17 protein-coding genes are annotated in these 19,796 nt (G+C 73.2%); 2 read left to right on the top strand and 15 right to left on the bottom strand.

What is annotated here, in order from left to right:
• Positions 1–26: 26 nt before the first annotated feature.
• The 11 genes from J2W21_RS13005 to J2W21_RS13055 form a co-directional block, all read right to left on the bottom strand.
• Positions 27–1,631: an ABC transporter ATP-binding protein gene (locus J2W21_RS13005; RefSeq protein WP_307114932.1), complete on the bottom strand. Its 1,605-nt coding sequence runs from the start codon at positions 1,629–1,631 to the stop codon at positions 27–29.
• Positions 1,628–2,317 carry an energy-coupling factor transporter transmembrane component T gene (locus tag J2W21_RS13010; RefSeq protein ID WP_307114933.1) on the bottom strand — a complete coding sequence of 230 codons (690 nt, stop codon included), beginning with the start codon at positions 2,315–2,317 and terminating at the stop codon, positions 1,628–1,630. Before J2W21_RS13010 ends, J2W21_RS13005 begins: the two co-directional genes overlap by 4 nt.
• 103 nt (positions 2,318–2,420) lie before the next feature.
• Positions 2,421–3,239, bottom strand: a complete 819-nt coding sequence (locus J2W21_RS13015) for an ECF transporter S component (protein ID WP_307114934.1) — start codon at positions 3,237–3,239, stop codon at positions 2,421–2,423.
• A gap of 104 nt (positions 3,240–3,343) precedes the next feature.
• Positions 3,344–4,414, bottom strand: coding sequence for a nucleoside hydrolase (locus J2W21_RS13020; protein WP_307114935.1), 1,071 nt, complete (start codon positions 4,412–4,414; stop codon positions 3,344–3,346).
• 13 nt (positions 4,415–4,427) lie between these two features.
• On the bottom strand, positions 4,428–5,405 hold the full coding sequence (locus J2W21_RS13025; RefSeq protein ID WP_307114936.1) for an aldo/keto reductase: 978 nt from the start codon (positions 5,403–5,405) through the stop codon (positions 4,428–4,430).
• A gap of 77 nt (positions 5,406–5,482) precedes the next feature.
• On the bottom strand, positions 5,483–6,040 hold the full coding sequence (locus tag J2W21_RS13030) for a hypothetical protein (RefSeq protein ID WP_307114937.1): 558 nt from the start codon (positions 6,038–6,040) through the stop codon (positions 5,483–5,485).
• Entirely contained in the window at positions 6,037–6,621 is a 585-nt protein-coding gene (locus tag J2W21_RS13035; protein WP_307115055.1) for a DUF402 domain-containing protein, read from the bottom strand. Before J2W21_RS13035 ends, J2W21_RS13030 begins: the two co-directional genes overlap by 4 nt.
• A 38-nt stretch (positions 6,622–6,659) precedes the next feature.
• A complete protein-coding gene (gene dxs, locus J2W21_RS13040; protein ID WP_307114938.1) occupies positions 6,660–8,648 on the bottom strand; it encodes a 1-deoxy-D-xylulose-5-phosphate synthase in 1,989 nt (662 codons plus the stop codon).
• Between the two features lie 177 nt (positions 8,649–8,825).
• Complete coding sequence (locus tag J2W21_RS13045; RefSeq protein WP_307114939.1) at positions 8,826–11,663, bottom strand: aconitate hydratase; 2,838 nt, start codon at positions 11,661–11,663, stop codon at positions 8,826–8,828.
• 170 nt (positions 11,664–11,833) lie between these two features.
• Positions 11,834–13,204, bottom strand: coding sequence for a class I SAM-dependent RNA methyltransferase (locus J2W21_RS13050; RefSeq protein WP_307114940.1), 1,371 nt, complete (start codon positions 13,202–13,204; stop codon positions 11,834–11,836).
• Positions 13,201–15,174 (bottom strand): APC family permease, encoded by a 1,974-nt coding sequence (locus tag J2W21_RS13055; RefSeq protein WP_307114941.1) that lies wholly within the window; start codon positions 15,172–15,174, stop codon positions 13,201–13,203. The genes J2W21_RS13050 and J2W21_RS13055 overlap by 4 nt, the downstream gene beginning before the upstream one ends.
• A 56-nt stretch (positions 15,175–15,230) precedes the next feature.
• Here J2W21_RS13055 and J2W21_RS13060 point away from each other — a divergent pair, with 56 nt between their 5' ends.
• Positions 15,231–15,905, top strand: a complete 675-nt coding sequence (locus J2W21_RS13060) for a potassium channel family protein (RefSeq protein ID WP_307114942.1) — start codon at positions 15,231–15,233, stop codon at positions 15,903–15,905.
• Complete coding sequence (locus tag J2W21_RS13065) at positions 15,902–16,633, top strand: potassium channel family protein (protein ID WP_307114943.1); 732 nt, start codon at positions 15,902–15,904, stop codon at positions 16,631–16,633. Before J2W21_RS13060 ends, J2W21_RS13065 begins: the two co-directional genes overlap by 4 nt.
• Before the next feature lie 31 nt (positions 16,634–16,664).
• On the opposite strand, the gene J2W21_RS13070 is transcribed toward J2W21_RS13065, so the two are convergent.
• Genes J2W21_RS13070 through J2W21_RS13085 form a run of 4 tightly spaced genes read right to left on the bottom strand, consistent with a single transcriptional unit; the run spans position 16,665 to position 19,788 of the window.
• Positions 16,665–17,957: a hypothetical protein gene (locus J2W21_RS13070; RefSeq protein ID WP_307114944.1), complete on the bottom strand. Its 1,293-nt coding sequence runs from the start codon at positions 17,955–17,957 to the stop codon at positions 16,665–16,667.
• A gap of 32 nt (positions 17,958–17,989) precedes the next feature.
• Positions 17,990–18,751, bottom strand: coding sequence for a DUF3159 domain-containing protein (locus tag J2W21_RS13075; protein WP_373423109.1), 762 nt, complete (start codon positions 18,749–18,751; stop codon positions 17,990–17,992).
• Between the two features lies 1 nt (position 18,752).
• Complete coding sequence (locus J2W21_RS13080) at positions 18,753–19,070, bottom strand: hypothetical protein (RefSeq protein WP_307114945.1); 318 nt, start codon at positions 19,068–19,070, stop codon at positions 18,753–18,755.
• Positions 19,063–19,788, bottom strand: coding sequence for a DUF3710 domain-containing protein (locus J2W21_RS13085; RefSeq protein WP_307114946.1), 726 nt, complete (start codon positions 19,786–19,788; stop codon positions 19,063–19,065). The genes J2W21_RS13080 and J2W21_RS13085 overlap by 8 nt, the downstream gene beginning before the upstream one ends.
• Between the last annotated feature and the right edge of the window lie 8 nt (positions 19,789–19,796).

Genomic DNA, 19,796 nt, shown 5'->3' on the forward strand with positions numbered 1-19,796 from the left:
GGGCGGCGGCTCCCGGGGGTCGACGCTCAGGCGGGCACGAAGCGCCCGTCCTCGAGGGCGAGGACGCGGTGGGCGTGGCGCCTCGCCCACGCCAGGGCATGGGTCGAGAGCACGACGCCGGCCCCCGCCTCCGCGGCCCGTCCCACGACCGCTTCGAGGCGGCCGAGCGAGGTCCCGTCCAGGCCTACCGTCGGCTCGTCGAGCAGGAGGACCTTCGGCCGCCGCGCGAGGACCGTCGCGAGCGCGAGCAGGCGCTGTGCGGAGGCAGGCAGGTCGTACGGGTGTGCCTCGGCATCGGCCGCGAGGCCCACCTCCTCGAGCGCCTCGAGCGCGCGGCGGCGGGCGGCGTCCGCGCCAAGGCGGCGTCGGCCCGGCGCCCGCAGGCGCAGCCCGAAGGACACTTCACGCAGGGCCGTGCGCTCGAACAGCTGGTCGCGGGGCTCCTGGAACAGGGTGCCCACGTGGTCCGCGACCCGACCTGCCGGGATCCCCGCGATGTCGGCACCGACGACGCTGACGCGCCCGGTCTGGGGGCGCAGGAGGCCTGCGAGGTGCCTCAGCGCGGTGGACTTCCCTGCGCCGTTGGGCCCGGTGAGGGCGACGACCTCGCCGGGGGCGACCGCCAGGTCTGCCCCGTCGAGGACGGGACGCCCCGCGCCGCGGTAGGCGAAGCTGACCCGCTCGAGCGCCGCGAGGGGGGTCGGCTCCAGGGAGCCCGCGGACGCACCGGAGTCAGCGCCGCGGCCGGCGGGCCCGTGCGCGGCGGGGAGCTCGTCCCCAGGCTCGCGCGCGAGCACGCCGGAGCCGGCGAAGGCCGCGGAGGCTAGCACCTCGGCCGGGCTCCCGGTGGCCGCGGCCGACCCGGCGCGGAGGAGGATCCAGTGGTCGGCGCGGCGGGCGATCGAGTCGGCGCAGGCGCCGGCGACCACCACGGCGGCGCCCCTGGCCCGCTGGGCTGCGATGAGGCGCCAGAGGGCCGCGCTGCCGGCCGCGTCGAGCGAGGCTGTGGGGTCATCGAGGATGAGGACCGCCGGTTCGGCGATGATCGCACAGGCGAGGGCGAGGCGGCGCTGCTCGCCGCCGGAAAGCTGGGCCGGGTCCCTCTCGAGCAGGGGCCCCAGGCCGAGCGCCTCCGCCGCGCGCGCGGTGCGCTCGCGCATCGGGCCGCGCGGCACGGCACGCTGCTCGAGGGCGAACGCGATCTCCTCGCCGACCGAGGCGGACGCGCCGGTGAGCAGGTCCGCGGGCCGCTGCGGGACGTAGGCGACATGCTGCCCCCATGCCCCGAGCCGCAGCCGCGGGTCGCTGGGCAGTCCGCGGAACACGAGCCGGGCGGGCGCTCCGTGCAGGCTGCCGGGACCGGCGGGGACGGCGGCGTGGTCCCCCGGGGCCGCGCGGCCCACGCCGGAGCCGAGCTCGAGACAGCCGGCAAGGGTGTTCTGGCCGCCGGCGATGGCCCAGCCGGCGAGGACCTTGGCGAGCGTCGACGTGCCGCTGCCCGAGGCACCGAGCACCGCGGTGAGGGAGCCCGGCCCGAGCGTGAGGCGGACGTCCCGCAGGGCCGGCGGCCCGGCGTCGTACGCGAAGCGCTCGACGTGCGCCGCGAGCACCGGTTCGGTACCCGCGCTCATCCCCCGCCGCCCGTCGCGGCAGCCGCGTGGGCCACCCCGGGGACGAGGGCCGCCGCCACCAGGCCCGCCGAGGCGGCGACGAGCGCCCACCGCAGGACGCGCTGGGCCGCGGAGTCCGGCTCGTCCACGTACGCCGTGCGGGGGCCGGGGAGTGCCTGTCCGCGCGCGTCGAGGGCGAGGGCGCGCTCGCCGGCCTCGTCCACGAGGGCGAGCACGAGCGGGACGGCCTGGAGCCGGGCCGCGAGGACGCGGCCGCCGGGCCCGGGCCGGACGACGAGGCCGCGCGCCTCCTGCGCCTCGCGGATGCGGCGCATGCGGTCGGAGACGGTGGCGGCGAGGCCCAGGGCCGAGGCGAGGACGTAGCCGAGCGGCGCCGGGACGCCGCGCCGGACGAGGGCCGCCCGGAGGACGGCCACGTCCGCCCAGACCGAGAATGCGAGCATGGTGCCCACCAGGGCGGCGGTGCGCAGCACGAACGCCCCGGCGTAGGCGAGTCCCTCGACCGTGACGCGGGCGGGCCCCCACGCGGCGAGCACCGTGGCACCTTCGGGGAAGAAGAGCCCGTGGATCAGGAACGCCCACAGCGCGAACGGCGCGACGACGAGGCCCGCCGCGGCGCCCAGCCGCCGCAGCGTGCCCGCGCGGGCGGACAGGGCACCCGCCGCGAACAGCGCCCCCGCCCACACCGCCCAGTGGGCCGCCGCGAAGCACGCGACGGCGCCCGTCGCGGCCAGCGCGAGCCCCGTGAGCGGATTGAGGCGGCGGCCGGCGGCGGCCGCCGCGGGTTGCTCAGGCAGCGGGGGCCGCCTCGGCGCCGCGGCGCCGGGCGAGCACGCGGTGCGCCCGGACGAACTCGAAGCGCGCCGTCGCCCGCCGCGGGAGGGCGTAGGCCAGGGCGGCCGCGACGACGAACGTGACGAGCTTGTCGGTCAGGTCGGACGCGATCGAGCCCTTCACGACCGAGTCGACGAGGCTGTCCCCCGCGGCGCGGAACACGGCGATGACCGCCCCCGTCGCGCCGGTGGAGGTCCCGCCGAAGACCGCCACTGCGACGGTCGAGCCGATGACCGCCGCGACCGCGCCGGTGACGAGCCCGGCGACGGGGACCCACCAGCACCGCCGCACCGCACCGATCCGCGCGGTGAGCCCGGCGAGGGCGCCGATGGCGGCCGCCCCGGCGGCGAACGGGATGAGGGTCGGGTTGAAGAAGGACCACACGATCGTGCTCAGCAGCCCCGTCGCCGCGCCGGCCGCAGGACCGGCGAGGAAGCCGACGAGGACGGTGCCGATCGAGTCGAGGTAGATCGGCACGAGCGTCGTGCCGACGAACTGGCCGAGCACGATGTTCAGCACGAGGGCCACGGGGATGAGCGCGAGCGTCGTGGTCGGCAGGGTGGGCAGGATGCCGGCGAAGAGGAGGACCGTGGCGATCCCGTAGCCCGTGAGCGCCACGAGGGCGGCGGAGGCCGAGGGCGTGTCCACGGGCTCGGCGGGAGAGGTGGCCGCGAGGTAGACGAACGTCGCGACGATGGCGGCGGCGCCGAGGACGATGAGGACCGTCCTGAGCGGGGAGCGGCGCGGGGCGTCTTCTGTCAGGGGGTGCGACATGGCCAGGGCACGTCCTTCACGGATGCAGCGGTTGCGGAAAGTGGTTGCCTCCCGCCTATGTCACCTCGGCGGTCGTCCCCCGGCCGGGCCGGGGCACAGAAATTCTAGCCCACCCGGCGCGCGAGGGCGCCGAGCGAGGCGACGAGCTCCGCGAACGCCTCCTCGGGATGGTTGGCGCTCACGATGCGCGCCGACGGGGGCTCGTCCCACAGGCCGCGGTAGTCGGCGACCGTGGTGCCCATCAGGCGGGGCGCCCTGGTCTCCACGTGCACGGCCGCCGCCCGCGTGGCGTAGCGCGCTGTCCCCGCGGCCACGCTCGCGGCGAAGTAGTCGTGGATGTGCGCCACGTAGCCCTGGTCGTAGTGCCGGTGGAACTCGAAGTAGAAGCGCAGCATGTCGCTCACGTGCCGGACGAGCCGGTTCGAGGCGGCGGAGCGCTGCCCCTGGGGCTGGTCCGGGAGCACGAGCTCCGGCTCGCTGCAGCCGGCGGCCTCGGCGAGGGCGGCGAGGTGCCGCGGGTGCATCTCGATCCGCTCGGTGGTCTCGAGCGCGCACACGGTCGGCAGCCGGCCCTCGGGCTGGCCGGAGAAGGCAGCGAAGACCTCGGCGGCCGCGTGCGGGTCCACGTGCGTGTTCCACTCGGCCGTGGGCGTCGTGTTGCCCTGGTAGTAGTAGGCGCCCCCCATGATCACCACTCCTGCGAGCAGCTCGGGGAGGCGCGGCTCGGCTCGCAGGGCGAGGGCGAAGTTGGTCAGCGGGGCCGTGATGAGCGCCGTGAGCTCCCCCGGGCGGGCGCGGGCAGCCTCGACCCAGAGGTCGACGGCGTCGCGCGCCTCGGGTGCCCGGCGCGCCGCGGGCAGCTCCGCGTAGCCGATCCCCTGGGGCCCGTGCGTCTCGGTGGTCGTGACGAGCGGGACCTCGAGGGGCTTCCTCGCGCCGATCGCCACGGGCACGTCGGGCCGCCCGCACAGTTCGAGGAGGGCGAGGTTGTTCGCCGCGACCTGGTCGGCGTCGACGTTGCCCGGGGTGCTCGTCACGGCGACGAGCTCCACCTGCGGCTGGCTGCACAGGTACAGCAGCGCGAGGGCGTCGTCGATCCCCGTGTCGCAGTCGAGCAGGACGGCCCTCGGCGGACGGCCCGGCTCGTGGTGCACCGGCCGGGAGTTCTCGTGCACGGGTGCGCGGTCCCTAGAAGAGCGCGACGCGCGGCGTCTTCGGGAAGATCTCGTCGAGCTCGGCGAGGTCCTCGGCGCTCGGCTCCCACGAGGCCGCCTCGGCGTTCTGGCGGATCTGCTCGGGCTTGGTGGCTCCCGCGATGACGCTCGCGACCGAGGGCTGGGCGGCGAGCCACGAGAACGCGACCTCCAGCTCGGTCAGCCCCCGCTCCTCGGCGAACGCCGAGAATCGGTCGAGCTGGTCCCAGTCGGCGTCGTGGACGAGGTTGGTGCGGGTGTGGGAGAGCCGCGAGCCCTCCGGGGCGCTGCCGCGGGAGTACTTGCCCGTCAGGAGCCCGTTCGCGAGCGGGAAGTAGGGCAGGACCCCGAGTCCGTACGCCTCGGCGGCCTCCGTGACCTCGAGCTCGGCGCGCCGGTCGAGGAGGTTGTAGTGGTTCTGGCTCGAGATGAACGGGGTGAACCCGCCCGTCCGCGCGGTGAACTCCGCCTCGGCGATCTGCCAGCCCGTGCGGTTCGAGTGCCCGATGTAGCGCACCTTCCCCTCGCGCACGAGGTCGTCGAGCGCCGAGAGGGTCTCCTCGATCGGGGTCTCGGTGTCCGGGGTGTGGTACTGGTACAGGTCGATCCAGTCCGTGCCGAGGCGGCGGAGGGAGGCCTCGACGGCGGTGCGGATGTAGCGCCGCGAGCCGCGCGCGCCGAAGTCCTTACCGTTCGCGCCGTGCATGTCCATGCCGAACTTCGTGGCGACCACGACGTCGTCGCGGCGGCCCTTGAGCGCCTTCCCGAGCATCTCCTCGCTCAGTCCCGGGGTGCGGCCGTACACGTCGGCGACGTCGAAGAGGGTGATCCCCGCGTCGATCGCGGCGTGGACGACCGCGTCGGTGCCCTCCTGCGTCTCGGTCGGGGTGTTGGCGCGGCCGAGGTTGTTGCAGCCGAGGCCGACGGTCGAGACGGTCAGGCCGGAGTGGCCGAGGCGGCGGTAGTCAGTCATGGGGCCAGACTACCCGTGCGGCCCGGGGCAGCGACGCCCCGCCGGCAGCGGGCCCCACGGGGCGGCGCCCACGGTCCTCACAGTGAGAAGCCGCGGACCCCGGCGGGGGCGTGCTTGAGCTTGAAGGCGTCCGGATCGGCGAGCGGGGCGACGGCGACCGAGAGCTTCGTGTAGTCGCTCGTGGCCTCGCGCAGGCACGTCTTGACCGCCGCGACGGCCTTGGCCGGGTCGACGCACGTCGCGAACACGTTGAGCCGGCCGTTGCCGATGGCGCTGCCCTCGACCGACCCGAGCCCGCGCCAGGCGAGGTGGGCCGAGAGGGCCTGGACGGCCTGGCGCTCGAGGGCCCGGTCCCGGTCGGTGCCATCGGCCGTCTTGAGCGCGAACTGCGCCACGACCCGCCACAGGTCTTCGTCGCCGACCGGGGCGTAGCCGTCCTGCTCGCACTGGGCAGCGAAGGCCGCCATGAGCCCCTCGGCGGCGGCAGCGTCGACGTCGTGCGTGGCCTCCGTCGCGGACTGGTGGCCGACCACGCCGTGGTTCACCACGAACTGGCCGCCCTCCTCGTCGTGCCACGCCTCCCGGAACTCGAGCGTGCCGTCGTCCCGGCGCCGGTAGACGCGCGCGTAGCTCATGGGTTCTCCTTCCGTCCCAACGCCATCCAGGCGTCGGAGATGCCGTCAAAGGGGCCGGTGCCCGCGAGCACTGCCCGGTGCAGCCGCGCGCACTCGGACCGGACGGCTGCGACCAGGCCGTCCGGGTAGGCCATCGTGGCCGCGTGCTCGGTGAACTCGTCCTCGTCGTCGACGAAGACGCCGTGGTGCGCCGAGCGGATCACGTCCAGGTCCATGTCGACCATGTGGAACTCGACGACGCCGGGATGGCCCTCCCCCGCCGGCACGCCGATGCGGTGCCAGGAGAGGTCCCACGCGAGGTCCACGTACACGCGGAAGTCGCCGGGGTTGGTGTCGTCGTAGAACGTCGCCGCGTAGCCGCCCGCGCGCGGGATGAGCAGGACCGCGTCGGAGCGCGTGTGGAGCGCGGCACCGGGCCGAGAGATGAACTCGCCGCGCCCCTGGTAGATCCACCAGCCGTGCTCGTCCTCGCCCAGCCCGAAGCCGGGGACGACCCAGTGGCCGGTCCCGTCCCATTTGCGGTTCCGGGCGACGACGAGCTCTCCGGGGCGCGGGGCGTCGGCCGGCGGGGGCGGCTGGATCGGCCACGCCCCTGGGGCCGAACCGGGGGCGCGCCCGCTCACAGCTTGGGGAGCGTGCCCGTGGTGGGGGCAGCCTGGCCCGGCAGCGGCCGCGCGAACGGGACCTTGGTCCCCAGGACCTGGGCCACGATGTCGTGCGCGACCTGCTGGGCGGTCAGGCCGACCCGGGCGAGGACCTGCGACCGCGAGCCGTGGTCGAGGAACTCCACCGGGAGGCCGACCTCGTTCAGGGCCGTGTCCACGCCGGCGGCGCGCATCTCCTGGCGGATCCTCGAGCCGACCCCGCCGGCACGGACGCCGTCCTCGAGGCACACCACGATGCGGTGCCGCGCCGCGAGGCGGATGATGCTCCGCGGCACGGGCAGGACCCAGCGCGGGTCCACGACCGTGGAGCTGATCCCCTGGTGGTCCAACCGCTGGGCGACCTCGAGCGCGAGGTCGCTCATGGCGCCCACGGCCACGAGCAGCACGTCGGGCCCGGTCTCGCCGTCGTCCTCGGTGTCCTCGCCGGTTCGGGCGAGCACGTCGACGCCGTCGTCGAGGCGCTCGAGCGCCTCCGTCTCGGCCCCGACGGTCCCCTTGGAGAAGCGTACGACGGTCGGGGCGTCGTCGACCGCGATCGCCTCGCGGAGCTCCTCGCGCAGCCGGGTCGCGTCCCGCGGGGCGGCGAGGTGCAGCCCGGGCACGCTCTGCACGAGCGCCATGTCCCACTGGCCGTGGTGGCTCGCGCCGTCGGGGCCGGTGACCCCGGCGCGGTCCAGCACGAGGGTCACGCCGGCCTTGTGCAGGGCCACATCCATCAGGAGCTGGTCGTAGGCCCGGTTCAGGAAGGTCGCATACACCGCGACGACGGGGTGCAGCCCGCCGAAGGCGAGGCCCGCGGCGCTCGTGACGGCGTGCTGCTCGGCGATGCCGACGTCGATGACGCGGTCCGGATGGCGCTGCGCGAAGGTGGCCAGGCCGACCGGGATGAGCATGGCGCCGGTGATGCCGACGACGTCCTCGCGCTCGTCGGCGATCGCCGCGATCTCCTCCGCGAAGACCGAGGTCCACGAGGGCCCCGACCCGGGTCCGGTGGGCTGCCCCGTCTCGGGGTCGATCACGCCGACCGCGTGGAACTGGTCGGCCTCGTGGTTGCGGGCCGGGGCGTACCCATGGCCCTTCTCGGTGATCGCGTGGACGATCACGGGGCCGGCGAAGTTCCTGGCCGTCGCGAGCGCCTCCTCGAGGGCGCGCTGGTCATGGCCGTCCACCGGGCCGACGTACTTGAGCCCGAGGTCCTCGAACATGCCCTGGGGGGCCCACCAGTCCTTGATGCCCTTCTTGGTGGCGTGCAGGCCCTTGTACACGAACTGGCCCACGGGGCCGCCGTTCTGCAGGCGCCTCTTCGCGACCTCGAGCATGCCCTCGTAGGCCGGGGCGGTGCGGACCTTGTCGATCGCGGTGCGCAGGGACGCGAGGTAGTCGGCGAGGCCGCCGACGGTCGGGGCGTAGGAGCGGCCGTTGTCGTTGACCACGATCACGACGCGGCGGTCCTTGTCCGAGGCGATGTTGTTCAGCGCCTCCCAGGCCATGCCGCCCGTGAGGGCGCCGTCGCCCACCACGACCACGGTGTAGCGGTCGCCCTCGCCCGTGAGCCTGCGGGCGCGGGAGATCCCGTCGGCCCAGGACAGCGAGGAGGAGGCGTGCGAGGACTCGACGATGTCGTGCTCGCTCTCGGCGCGGGAGGGGTAGCCCGAGAGGCCGCCCTCCTGCCGGAGGGTGGAGAAGTCCCTGCGGCCGGTCAGCAGCTTGTGGACGTAGGACTGGTGCCCGGTGTCGAAGATGATGCTGTCGCGCGGGGACTCGAAGATGCGGTGGATCGCCAGCGTCAGCTCCACGACGCCGAGGTTCGGCCCGAGGTGGCCGCCGGTCTGGGCGACATTGCGGATCAGGAACTGCCGGATCTCCCCCGCGAGGTCCTCGAGCTCGGCGGAGCCGAGGCGGGCGAGGTCCTTCGGCCCCTCGATGGAATCCAAGATGCCCAAGGGCGACTCCTTGCTCGAAACGTGCACGAACCACTGTAACGCCTCCGGCCCCCGCGGTGTTTCCCCTGCTACCCGCGCGTAGGCCGGATGCAGCCATGCCGGACACGGCGGAGGGCCCCACCGGATGGTGGGGCCCTCCTTGCTGCCGGCCTGCGCCGACGCTGTCGCCGTGGGGCGTCAGCGCGCCGAGATCTGGCGCAGCACGTACTGCAGGATGCCGCCGTTGCGGTAGTAGTCCGCCTCGCCGGGGGTGTCGATGCGCACGACGGCGTCGAACGACTTCTCGGAACCGTCCTCCGACGTGGCGGTCACCTTCACGGTGGACGGGGTCGAGCCCTCGTTGAGCGCCGTGATGCCCTGGATCGAGAACACCTCGTTGCCGGTCAGGCCGACGGTCGCGGCGGACTCGCCCTCGGGGAACTGCAGCGGCAGGACGCCCATGCCGATGAGGTTCGAGCGGTGGATGCGCTCGTAGCTCTCCGCGATGACGGCCTTGACGCCCAGCAGGGCGGTGCCCTTCGCGGCCCAGTCGCGCGAGGAGCCGGAGCCGTACTCCTTGCCCGCGATGACCACGAGCGGGGTGCCGGCCTTCTGGTAGTTCATGGCGGCGTCGTAGACGTAGGCCTGCGGGGCGCCGTCCTGCGTGAAGTCCTTCGTGAAGCCGCCCTCGACGCCGTCGAGGAGCTGGTTCTTGATGCGGATGTTCGCGAAGGTGCCGCGGATCATGACCTCGTGGTTGCCACGCCGGGAGCCGTAGGAGTTGAAGTCCTTGCGCTCCACGCCGTGGGCCAGGAGGTACTGGCCCGCGGGGGTGTCCGACTTGAACGAGCCAGCCGGGGAGATGTGGTCGGTCGTGACGGAGTCGCCGAGCTTGAGCAGCACCCGGGCGCCGTCGATGTCCGCGACCGGCTCCGGCTGCGCCTTCATGCCCTCGAAGTACGGGGGCTTGCGGACGTAGGTGGAGTCCTCCGCCCACTCGAAGGTGTCGCCGGTGGGCGTGGGCAGGGACTGCCAGCGCTCGTCGCCGTCGAAGATCGTCGCGTAGGACTTGGTGAACATGTCCTGGTCGATCGAGGCGTCCATGACTTCCTGGACCTCGTTCGGGTTCGGCCAGATGTCCTTGAGGTAGACGTCGTTGCCGTCCTGGTCCTGGCCCAGCGGCTCGGCGTCGAAGTCGAAGTCCATCGTGCCGGCCAGCGCGTAGGCGATCACGAGCGGCGGGGACGCGAGGTAGTTCATCTTCACGTCCGGGTTGATGCGGCCCTCGAAGTTGCGGTTGCCGGAGAGGACCGCCGTCACCGAGAGGTCGTTGGCCTGGACGGCCTCGGAGATCTCGGCCTCGAGCGGGCCGGAGTTGCCGATGCACGTGGTGCAGCCGTAGCCGACGGTGAAGAAGCCGAGCTTCTCGAGGTACGGGACGAGCCCGGACTTCTCGTAGTAGTCCGTGACGACCTTCGAGCCCGGGGCGACGGAGGTCTTGACCCAGGGCTTGGACACCAGGCCCTTGTTCACGGCGTTGCGCGCGAGCACGGCGGCCGCGAGCATGACCGAGGGGTTGGACGTGTTCGTGCAGGACGTGATCGAGGCGATCGAGACCGCGCCGTGGTCGAGCTCGAACTCGCGGCCGTCGGCCATCTTCACGTGGGTCGGGGTGGACGGGCGCCCGAACGCGTTGGACGCGGCGGACTCGACCGGGTTGGCCAGGCGCGCCGTGTCGTGGACGTGGCTGTCGGCCTGCGTGGTCGACGGGGCGTCCGAGGCGGGGAAGGACTCGTCGATGGTCTCGTCGACGCTGCCGTCCTCCGGGTGGCCGTTGCCGACCTCGACGTAGTTGTGCAGGTCCTTGCGGAACTGCTCCTTCGCGTCGGAGAGCTCGATGCGGTCCTGCGGGCGCTTCGGGCCGGAGATCGAGGGGACCACGGTGGAGAGGTCGAGCTCGAGGTACTCGGAGAAGCGCGGCTCGCGGGAGGCGTCGTGCCAGAGGCCCTGCTCCTTGGCGTAGGCCTCGACGAGGGCCACGTTCTCCTCGGAGCGCCCGGTGAGGCGGAGGTAGTCGAGCGTGACGCCGTCGATCGGGAAGATCGCCGCCGTGGAGCCGAACTCCGGGCTCATGTTGCCGATGGTCGCGCGGTTGGCCAGCGGCACCGCAGCGACACCCTCGCCGTAGAACTCGACGAACTTGCCGACCACGCCGTGCTTGCGCAGCATCTCGGTGATGGTGAGCACGACGTCGGTCGCGGTCGCGCCGGCGGGGATCTCGCCGGAGAGCTTGAAGCCGACCACACGCGGGATGAGCATGGAGACCGGCTGGCCGAGCATCGCGGCCTCGGCCTCGATGCCGCCGACGCCCCAGCCGAGGACGCCGAGGCCGTTGACCATCGTCGTGTGGGAGTCGGTGCCGACGAGGGTGTCGGGGTAGGCGCGCAGCTTGCCCTCGACCTCGCGGGTCATGACGGTGCGGGCCAGGTACTCGATGTTGACCTGGTGCACGATGCCCATGCCCGGGGGGACGACCTTGAAGTCCTCGAACGCGCTCTGGCCCCAGCGCAGGAACTGGTACCGCTCGCCGTTGCGCTGGTACTCGATCTCCATGTTGCGCTCGATCGCGCCGGCGTTGCCGAACACGTCGATCTGGACCGAGTGGTCGATCACGAGCTCAGCCGGGGCCAGCGGGTTGACCCGCGTGGGGTCTCCGCCGAGCTCCTTGACGGCCTCGCGCATCGTGGCGAGGTCGACGACGCAGGGCACGCCCGTGAAGTCCTGCATGATGACGCGGGCGGGGGTGAACTGGATCTCGGTGCTCGGCTGGGCGTTCTCGTCCCAGCCGGCCAGGGCGCGGATGTGGTCCGCCGTGATGTTCGCACCGTCTTCGGTGCGGAGCAGGTTCTCCAGGAGGACCTTGAGGCTGAACGGGAGGCTTTCGGCGCCTTCCACAGAATTCAGCCGGAAAATTTCGTACTCGGTTCCGCCGACGTTCAGGACGCCTTTGGCTCCGAAGCTGTCCACAGTGCTCAATGCAGGACTCCTCTCGCAACACTGCCATCTTTGTCCCGGCCTCGCGGGCGGTGCTAGTTAGGCATGCCTAACTGCGGGGCCCTCCACATGCCGGGGCCATCGCCGCCCATCCTAGTTCGCGCGGGCCCGCCGGGCGACGGTCTCCGCCGAAGCGGCGCCAGCCGGCTTCCCTACGCGCGGGGCGGCGTGAGCCGGGCGACCGTCTCGACGTGGTGCGTCATCGGGTACAGGTCGAAGGCGCGGAGGCCCTCGAGCCGCCACCCCGCCTTCCGGAACCAGCCGAGGTCGCGAGCGAACGACGCCGGGTCGCACGCCACGTACGCGATGGCCCGCGGCGCTGCGTCGACGAGCTGGCGCACCGTCTCGCGCCCGGCCCCGGCCCTGGGCGGGTCGAGGACGACGGCGTCGAACGCGCCCTCGCCCCCGTGCCGGCGCAGCACCCGCTCGACGCGCCCCTGCACGACGGCGACCTCCGGCTGGCGCTTGAAGGTCCGCCGGGCGTCGCGGCTCGTGCCGGGGGCCCCCTCGACCGAGAGGACGTGGCCCGAGGGCCCGACGGCGTCGGCAAGGGGCGCCGTGAAGAGGCCGGCCCCTGCGTAGAGGTCGGCGACCTGGCCGCCCGGGGCGAGCGCGCCGTCGAGCGCCTCGAGCGCCGCTGTCACAAGGGTCTCGGGGGCGCGCCGGTGGATCTGCCAGAAGCCTTCCCCCGTCACCGTGTAGTGCCGACCGAGGACCCGCTCGGACACCGAGCCGCGGCCCCGGACGGTGAGGGGCGCCCTGCCGGCGTCCGGACCCACCGCGCTGGCCGAGACCTCCGGCGCCAGCCGGGCCAGGACGTCCGTGAGCCGCGAGGGGGCCACCCCTTCGGCCAGGGTGAAGACGACCAGCGGCGCGGAGCCGCAGGCGGGGGCCGCGACCTCGAGGCGCTCGACCCCGTCCAGATCCAGCTCCCACAGGCGCAGCCGGTTGACCTCCTCGGTCGCGAGCGGCATGGGGCCGACCGGGATGAGCGTCTCGGACCGGTGCGCGTGCATCGCGAGCCGGCCCTCGGGGGTGACGGAGAAGCTGCAGCGCGTGCGCCACGCGAGGCCGCCCGCGTCGTCGTCGGAATCCTCGCGGAGCGCGACCGGCTCGACCTCGACGTCCTGCTCGAGGCCCGCGAGGCGCTCGAGCTGCTCCCGGACCACCGCGGCCTTGAGCCGCCGCTGCTCGTCGAGGGCGATGTGGCCGAACTCGGCACCGCCCACCGGGGGCCGGCCGGCGCGGTGGGCCAGGAGCGAGTCGGCCAGGTCCCACACGTGGTCGCGCCGGTGCGGGGAGGGCTCGAGGACGTCGACGACGTCCGCGCGCCAGAACGTCGCCTCGGGTGCGGCATCGGTGAGCTCCGCGAGCACGAGCTCGCCGGGCAGGCCGTGGCGGACGAACACCACCCGGCCCTCGTGCCGGGCCACCATGTGGCCGCCGTGGGCCACCGGCCCGAGGCGCAGCTCGAGCGTGCGGCCGGCGGCGTTCTCCTGAGCAGTTCCGGGTGACGTGCTCACAGCTCCTGCAGCCTCCTGGCTTCCTCACTCGACTTCAGCTGCCACGGGACCGATGCCACCATGACGCCCGGCTCGAAGTGGAGCCGGGCCTTGATCCTCAGGGCGGTCTGGTTGTGCACTAGCTGCTCCCACCACTTGCCCACCACGTACTCGGGGATGTACACGACGATCAGGTCGCGCGGGGAGTCCCGGCGCATGCCGCGGATGTAGTCCATGAGCGGGGTGATCGTCTCCCGGTAGGGGCTCGCGAGCACCGTGAGGGGCACGGGGATCTCGAGCTTCTCCCAGTCGGCGACGGTCTGGGCGGTCTCCTCGGGGCTGATGTCCACGGTGACGGCGTCGAGCCTCGACGGCCTCGAGGCGCGCGCGTAGGCGAGCGCCCGCAGCACGGGCTTGCGGATGTGGGAGACGAGCAGGACGGCGTGCACCCTGCTGGGCAGCGCGCGGGCCGAGGCGTCGTCGCCCACCGCGAGCTCGCGCGCCACGTTGGTGTAGTGGGCGTGGATGCTCCACATGATGAGGAAGATCACGAACATCGCCAGGAGCGCGATCCAGGCGCCGTGCTCGAACTTGGTGATGAGGACGATGACGAGCACGGTGGCGGTCATCGCGAACCCGATGCCGTTGATGATCCGCGAGCGCTGCATGCGCACCCGCACGCCGCGGTCCTTGACCCGCTTGAGCTCGCGCGTCCAGTGCCGGATCATGCCCAGCTGGCTCAGGGTGAACGACACGAACACGCCGACGATGTACAGCTGGATGAGCCGGGTGACGTCGGCGTCGAACGCGACGATGAGGACGATCGCGCCCGCGGCGAGGGCGAGGACCCCGTTGCTGAACGCGAGGCGGTCGCCGCGGGTGCGCAGCTGGCGGGGCAGGTAGCCGTCCTGGGCCAGGATCGAGCCGAGCACCGGGAAGCCGTTGAAGGCCGTGTTGGAGGCGAAGACGAGGATCACGCCGGTGGCGGCCACGACGATATAGAAGGGGATGCTGCCGCCGCCGAACACAGAGTCGGCGATCTGGCCGATGACCGGGGTCTGGATGTAGTCGCCGGAGAGCGGCTTGCCGTCGAGGAGGAGCTCGCTCGCGGGGTCCTGGACGAGGTGCACGTGGGTCGCGTTGGCCAGGAAGATGATCCCGGCGAGCATCGACGCGGCGACGGCGCCGAGCAGGAGGAGCGTGGTGGCGGCATTCTTGCTCTTGGGCGCGCGGAAGTTCGGCACGCCGTTGCTGATCGCCTCGACGCCGGTGAGGGCGGCGGCGCCCGAGGAGAAGGCCCTCAGGAGCAGGAAGGCGCCCGCGATCCCCACGAGCCCCTGGTCGAACTCCGGCGAGGCGACGATGGTGAAGTCCGCGCTCTGCGAGGGGCGCAGCGTGCCGGTGAGCCACTGCACGACTCCCACGGCGGTCATCCCGAGGATGGAGAGCATGAAGAGGTAGGTCGGCACGGCGAACACGGTCCCGGCCTCGCGGATGCCCCTCAGGTTCACGAGGGCGAGCACCACGACGGCGGCGACCGCGATGACGGCCTGCGTCCCGTGGAGCGAGGGCACGGCGGTGGTCAGGTAGGACGCGGCGGAGGAGATGGACACGGCGACGGTGAGGACGTAGTCGACGAGGAGGGCGCTGGCGACGGTGAGCCCGGCGAAGCGGCCGAGGTTCTCGGTGGCGATCTCGTAGTCGCCGCCGCCCGAGGGGTACGCGTGGACGTTCTGCCGGTACGAGGCCACCACCGTGACGAGCACGAGCATGACGGCGATTCCGACCCAGGGCGACAGGGACACCGCCGAGACGCCGGCAAGCGCGAGGGTCAGGAGGATCTCGTCCGGGGCGTAGGCGACGGACGAGAGCGCGTCCGAGGCGAAGATCGGAAGCGCGATGCGCTTGGGCAGCAGCGTGTGCGTGAGCCGATCATTGCGCAGAGCGCGGCCCACAATCACGCGCTTGACCGCATTGAGAATCGTCAGCACCCTGACACGTTATGCGACAACCGCAGCCGGTGTCATCGCGCGGTAGATTGGGGGCCATGGCGCACTACGTGATCATGGGCTGCGGCCGTGTCGGCGTGACCCTGGCCCACACCCTCGAGGACTCGGGCCACTCGGTCGCGATCATCGACCAGGACGACCGCGCCTTCCGGCGCCTCCGCCGGACGTTCTCCGGACGCAAGGTCACGGGCATCGGCTTCGACCGGGACACCATGAAGCAGGCCGGGATCGAGGAGGCCTACGCCTTCGCCGCCGTCTCGAGCGGAGACAACTCGAACATCCTCGCCACCCGCGTCGCGAGGGAGACGTTCCACGTCCAGCACGTCGTCGCGCGCATCTACGATCCGGGCCGCGCCGAGATCTACCAGCGTCTGGGCATCCCGACCGTCGCGGCCGTCCGCTGGAGCGCGGACCAGGTACTCCGCCGGATCCTGCCCGAGTCGGGCGTCGCGGGAGACTACCGCGAGCCGTCGGGCCGGCTCGTGCTCTCGGAGATCACCCTGGACCCCTCGTGGCTCGGGCGCCCGCTGGGCGCGATCGAGCGCGCCGCGGGAGTCCGGGTGGCCTACATCACCCGCTTCGGCGAGGGCGTCCTGCCCACGCCGGCCACGGCGTACCAGGAGGGCGACACCGTGCACGCCATGATGGACCTCACCGACGCCGCTGAGGTCTCCCGCATCCTGTCCGCTCCCCCTGCGAAGGAGTCCGAGTGAAGGTCATCATCGCCGGGGCCGGGAGCGTGGGCAGCTCGATCGCCCGCGAACTGCTCGCGCACCGCCACGAGGTCCTCCTCGTCGACCCCAAGCCCGAGGTGATCGGCCGCAGCGGCCTGCGCGGGGCGAAGTGGCTCATCGGCGACGCGTGCGAGCTCTCGACGCTCAAGGAGGCCCGGGTCGACGAGGCCGACGTGGTCGTCTCGGCCACAGGTGACGACAAGGTCAACCTCGTCGTCTCCCTGCTCGCCAAGACGGAGTTCGGCGTGGGCCGGACCGTCGGGCGCGTGAACAATCCGAAGAACGACTGGATGTTCGACGGCTCCTGGGGCGTCGACGTGGCGGTCAACACGCCGCGCCTCATGACGGCACTGGTCGAGGAGGCCGTGGAGATCGGCGACGTCGTCCGCCTCCTGACTCTCCAGACCGGGGTCTCCTCCCTCGTGGAGTTCACGGTGCCCGCCGACTCCCACGTGGTGGGCAGGACGGTGGGGCAGATCGACTGGCCCGAAGACTGCACGCTCGTGGCGATCCTGCGGGACCAGAAGCCGCTGGCCCCGAGCCGCGACGACGTGGTGGACCACCGGGACGAGCTGTTCTTCATCTCGACGATCGCCGCGGAGGACGAGCTGCGCCGCCTGCTCGCGCCGCAGACGGAGTCGGGCGGCGAAGGCCAGGTGCGGCCCGCGCAGGCCGGCGAGGACGAGGACGACGCGTTCGACGGCTGACGCCGGCCGGTTTGGGCACGCGCGCCGCGCCCTAACCGGCCGGTGCCGGCGGGACGGGAGGAACCGCCGGCGGCGTCCCCGGGGGCCTCGTGCCCCTCGGCGCCCTCGGGCCGCCCCGCACGAAGCGCCGGTACCCGACGAAGAGGACGACGGCGACCGCCACCGCAAGCGCGACGAACACGACGCCCTGCTCCCCCGCGACCGCGGCCGGGGCCACCCCCGCGACGAGGGTGAGGAGCCCGCTCACCACCGAGGCGTTGCCCACTGCCGGCGCGCGGTGTTCGAGCACGAGGCTCGCCAGGAGGAACACGACTGCGACCGCCGTAGCGGTCAGGCTCACGGTGCGGAACCAGTCCTGGGACGGCTCGGCGTTCTCCGGTGGGGGGTAGACCGCGAAGACTCCCAGGAAGAAGACCACGACGCTGAGCGCTCCGCAGGCGATGGGGTGCAGCACCGCGAACACCTTCTCGCCCACGCGCGGGGCCGCCGCCGCTCCGCGCGCACGGACGTGGCCCAGCACGAGGGAGCCGAGGAGCCCCGCGATGCCGGCCGCGACGCTGATCCCCGAGGCCTTGGGGCTGATCGCGCCGGCCGAGGCGACGACCAGGGTGACGATGCCGCCGAGGAGCAGGGCGTCGGCCGGGATGGACGCCCTGCGCAGCAGCGCGAAGCCCGCGGCGACCAGCGCTGCGGCCGCGGCAGTGCCGATCAGCCCGGGGTCCCTCTCATAGGCGGCCAGGACGTCCGGGTAGCCGGGGCCGCTGTAGCCCGACAGGACCGGAGGCGGGTAGAACGCCTGGAGGCCGAGCGAGACCACGGTGGCCGCGAGGGGTGCCGCCGCGAGCGGGAAGACGACGGCGAGGGCGGTCTCGTCCGCGTTCCCGCGGCGCTCGCTCGCGGGGCCGCTTCCGGGCAGCCGCCCGGACTGGCGCAGGAGGAGGGCGAGGAGCGCGAGGACGAGGCCTGCCCCCACGGCGCCGAAGGCCGGCGCGGCAGCCAGGCCCGGCCCGGCTCCCGAGCCCCGCGCCGCGGCGTAGAGGAGCGTGAACGCTCCGCCCAGCAGGGCGCCGTCGGCCAGCGCAGAGGCGCGTGCGGGCAGAAGCGACCCGGCCACGAGCAGCACCGCGGCGAGCCCGGACAGGATGGCCGCCGCGACGCGCTCATAGGCCTGGAGCGAGGCGATGTACGTCTCATACGGCGCCTCGTAGCCGGGCGAGGGGGACTCTGGCTGCGGGTAGACGGCCTGGAGGCCGAACCCGATCAACAGTGCCAGCAGCACGCCCAGGAAGACGGGGAAGACGATGCGCAGGGCCTTGTTCTCCACGCTCCGAAGCTACGCCGGCGTGCGGGCGTGCCCTAGAGGCTTGTGTCCTGCACCTCGGTGTCCGCGGCCGGCTGACCGGCCACGGGGCGGGTGATGAGCCAGGCGATCCACAGGCCGAGGGCGTACAGCGGCACGCCCATGAGCAGGCGGGTGGCACCCAGGGCGACGAGCCCGCCGTCGCCCATGAGGTAGAGGGGGACCTGGACGACCAGCCGCAGGCCGAGCACAGCGACCATGACCCACGTGCCGAGCCGGTACTGCCGCGCCCTCCCGGGTTCCTTGCGCCAGTGCACGCCCTCGTTGCGGAGGAAGCCGAAGATCACCCCCATGAGCGGCCACTTCACGAGGATCGAGGCCACGAGCGCCACGATGTAGCCGGCGTTCGTGAGGAAGCCGGAGAGGTAGAAGTTCTCGGCGCGGCCGGAGAACACGGCGAGCGCGGCCGAGACGGCCACCCCGATGATCCCCGCGAACGCCTGGGTGGGCGGCGTGCGTCCCACGAGGCGCACCACGACGAACACGGCCGCCACCGCGAGGGACAGCACCGCGGCGAGGATGAGGTCCTGCACGAGGGTGAAGCAGACGAGGAAGACGAGGCCGGGAAGGATGCTCTCGAGGAGCCCGCGGACGCCGCCGGCGCTGCGGAGCACGTCGATCCGCCCGTCGTCGTGGCGGCGGAGGCCGGCGCGCGCGGCGTAGGCGCCGGCGAGGTCGGCGCCGGTGGGCAGGCGGCCGGCGCGGGGGCCGGGGTCCTGTTCGTCGCGGGGGCCGGCGGGGCCGGGGGCGGAGCTCACGTCAGTCCTCCTGGGCCAGGATCTCGTAGCGCGGGTTGTAGATGGTGGGGACCCCGTGGAAGTGGGCCAGCATGCCGGAGAAGCGCAGGCGCGTCCCCGCGTTGACGCCGCTGATCCGCCGGCGCCCGAGCCAGACGAGGCAGAGCGTCGGCCCGCTTCCGGGCCGTTCGCGCTCGTCCTCGATGACCGCTGTGAGCCGCGGCGCCTCGTCGACGGGGACGAAGGTGAGGGACCTCACGAGGCCCTCGCCGGAGACGAGGCCGCGTTCGGGGAGCCCGCCGAAGCCCTCGAGCCGGACGGGCGCCGTGGGTTCAGCCAAGATGCGTGGTCTCCGGTCCGCGTGCGGGCGCGTGCGGGGCGTGCGGTCCATGGCCTGCGCCGTTCTCGTGCGGCGCAGCCTCGACGGGGATGCGCAGCGGGAGGAGCTCCCGGGGCGGCAGCGGGGACTCGCCGCGGTCCACGACCACGTGGCGGAAGAGGTCCTCGAGGGCGGCGGAGGCCTCATGGCTCTCGGCGGCCTGGCCGCCGATGACCCCGCGCAGGAACCAGCGCGGACCGTCGACGCCCATGAAGCGGGCGGCGCGGTAGCTGCGGCGCTCGCCTGAGGCGTCGGCGGGCAGGCGCGCGAGCAGCTCCGGGCCGAAACTGCCCTCGATCTCCTCCACCGTGCCGCCCTGGCTCGCGACCGACTGGGCGATCTGGGCGCGGATCTCGCCCCACAGCCCCTCGGAGCGGGGCGCGGCGAAGGCCTGGAGCTGCAGGCTGGATCCGGCGAGGTCCATGGTCACGGCCACGACACGCTGGGTGGCCTCCTCGAGCTCGAGGCGGAGCTGCAGGCCCTCGGTGGGCCGGACCAGGATCGAGCCGAGGTCGACGTAGCCGGTCTCGGTGCTGGCCTCGCTCGCGTCGAACGGACCCTTCTGGGCGCGCCCGTAGCCGCTCTTGTCGGGCTCGGGACGCTTCTTGGTCGACTGCCCGAGGACCGAGGGGTCCTCGGACGTCAGCTTGGCGTTCTTGCCGCGTCCGAACAGTGCCACACACACTC

It is taken from the genome of Sinomonas atrocyanea, assembly GCF_030811715.1.
GTDB classification, from domain to species: Bacteria; Actinomycetota; Actinomycetes; order Actinomycetales; family Micrococcaceae; genus Sinomonas; species Sinomonas atrocyanea_A.

Excerpts from the sequence above, each read along its gene's own strand:
- J2W21_RS13025 (WP_307114936.1), bottom strand. The coding sequence starts at position 5,405 with ATGACTGACTACCGCCGCCTCGGCCACTCCGGCCTGACCGTCTCGACC.
- J2W21_RS13030 (WP_307114937.1), bottom strand. The coding sequence starts at position 6,040 with ATGAGCTACGCGCGCGTCTACCGGCGCCGGGACGACGGCACGCTCGAG.
- J2W21_RS13005 (WP_307114932.1), bottom strand. The coding sequence starts at position 1,631 with ATGAGCGCGGGTACCGAACCGGTGCTCGCGGCGCACGTCGAGCGCTTC.
- J2W21_RS13015 (WP_307114934.1), bottom strand. The coding sequence starts at position 3,239 with ATGTCGCACCCCCTGACAGAAGACGCCCCGCGCCGCTCCCCGCTCAGG.
- J2W21_RS13060 (WP_307114942.1), top strand. The coding sequence starts at position 15,231 with ATGGCGCACTACGTGATCATGGGCTGCGGCCGTGTCGGCGTGACCCTG.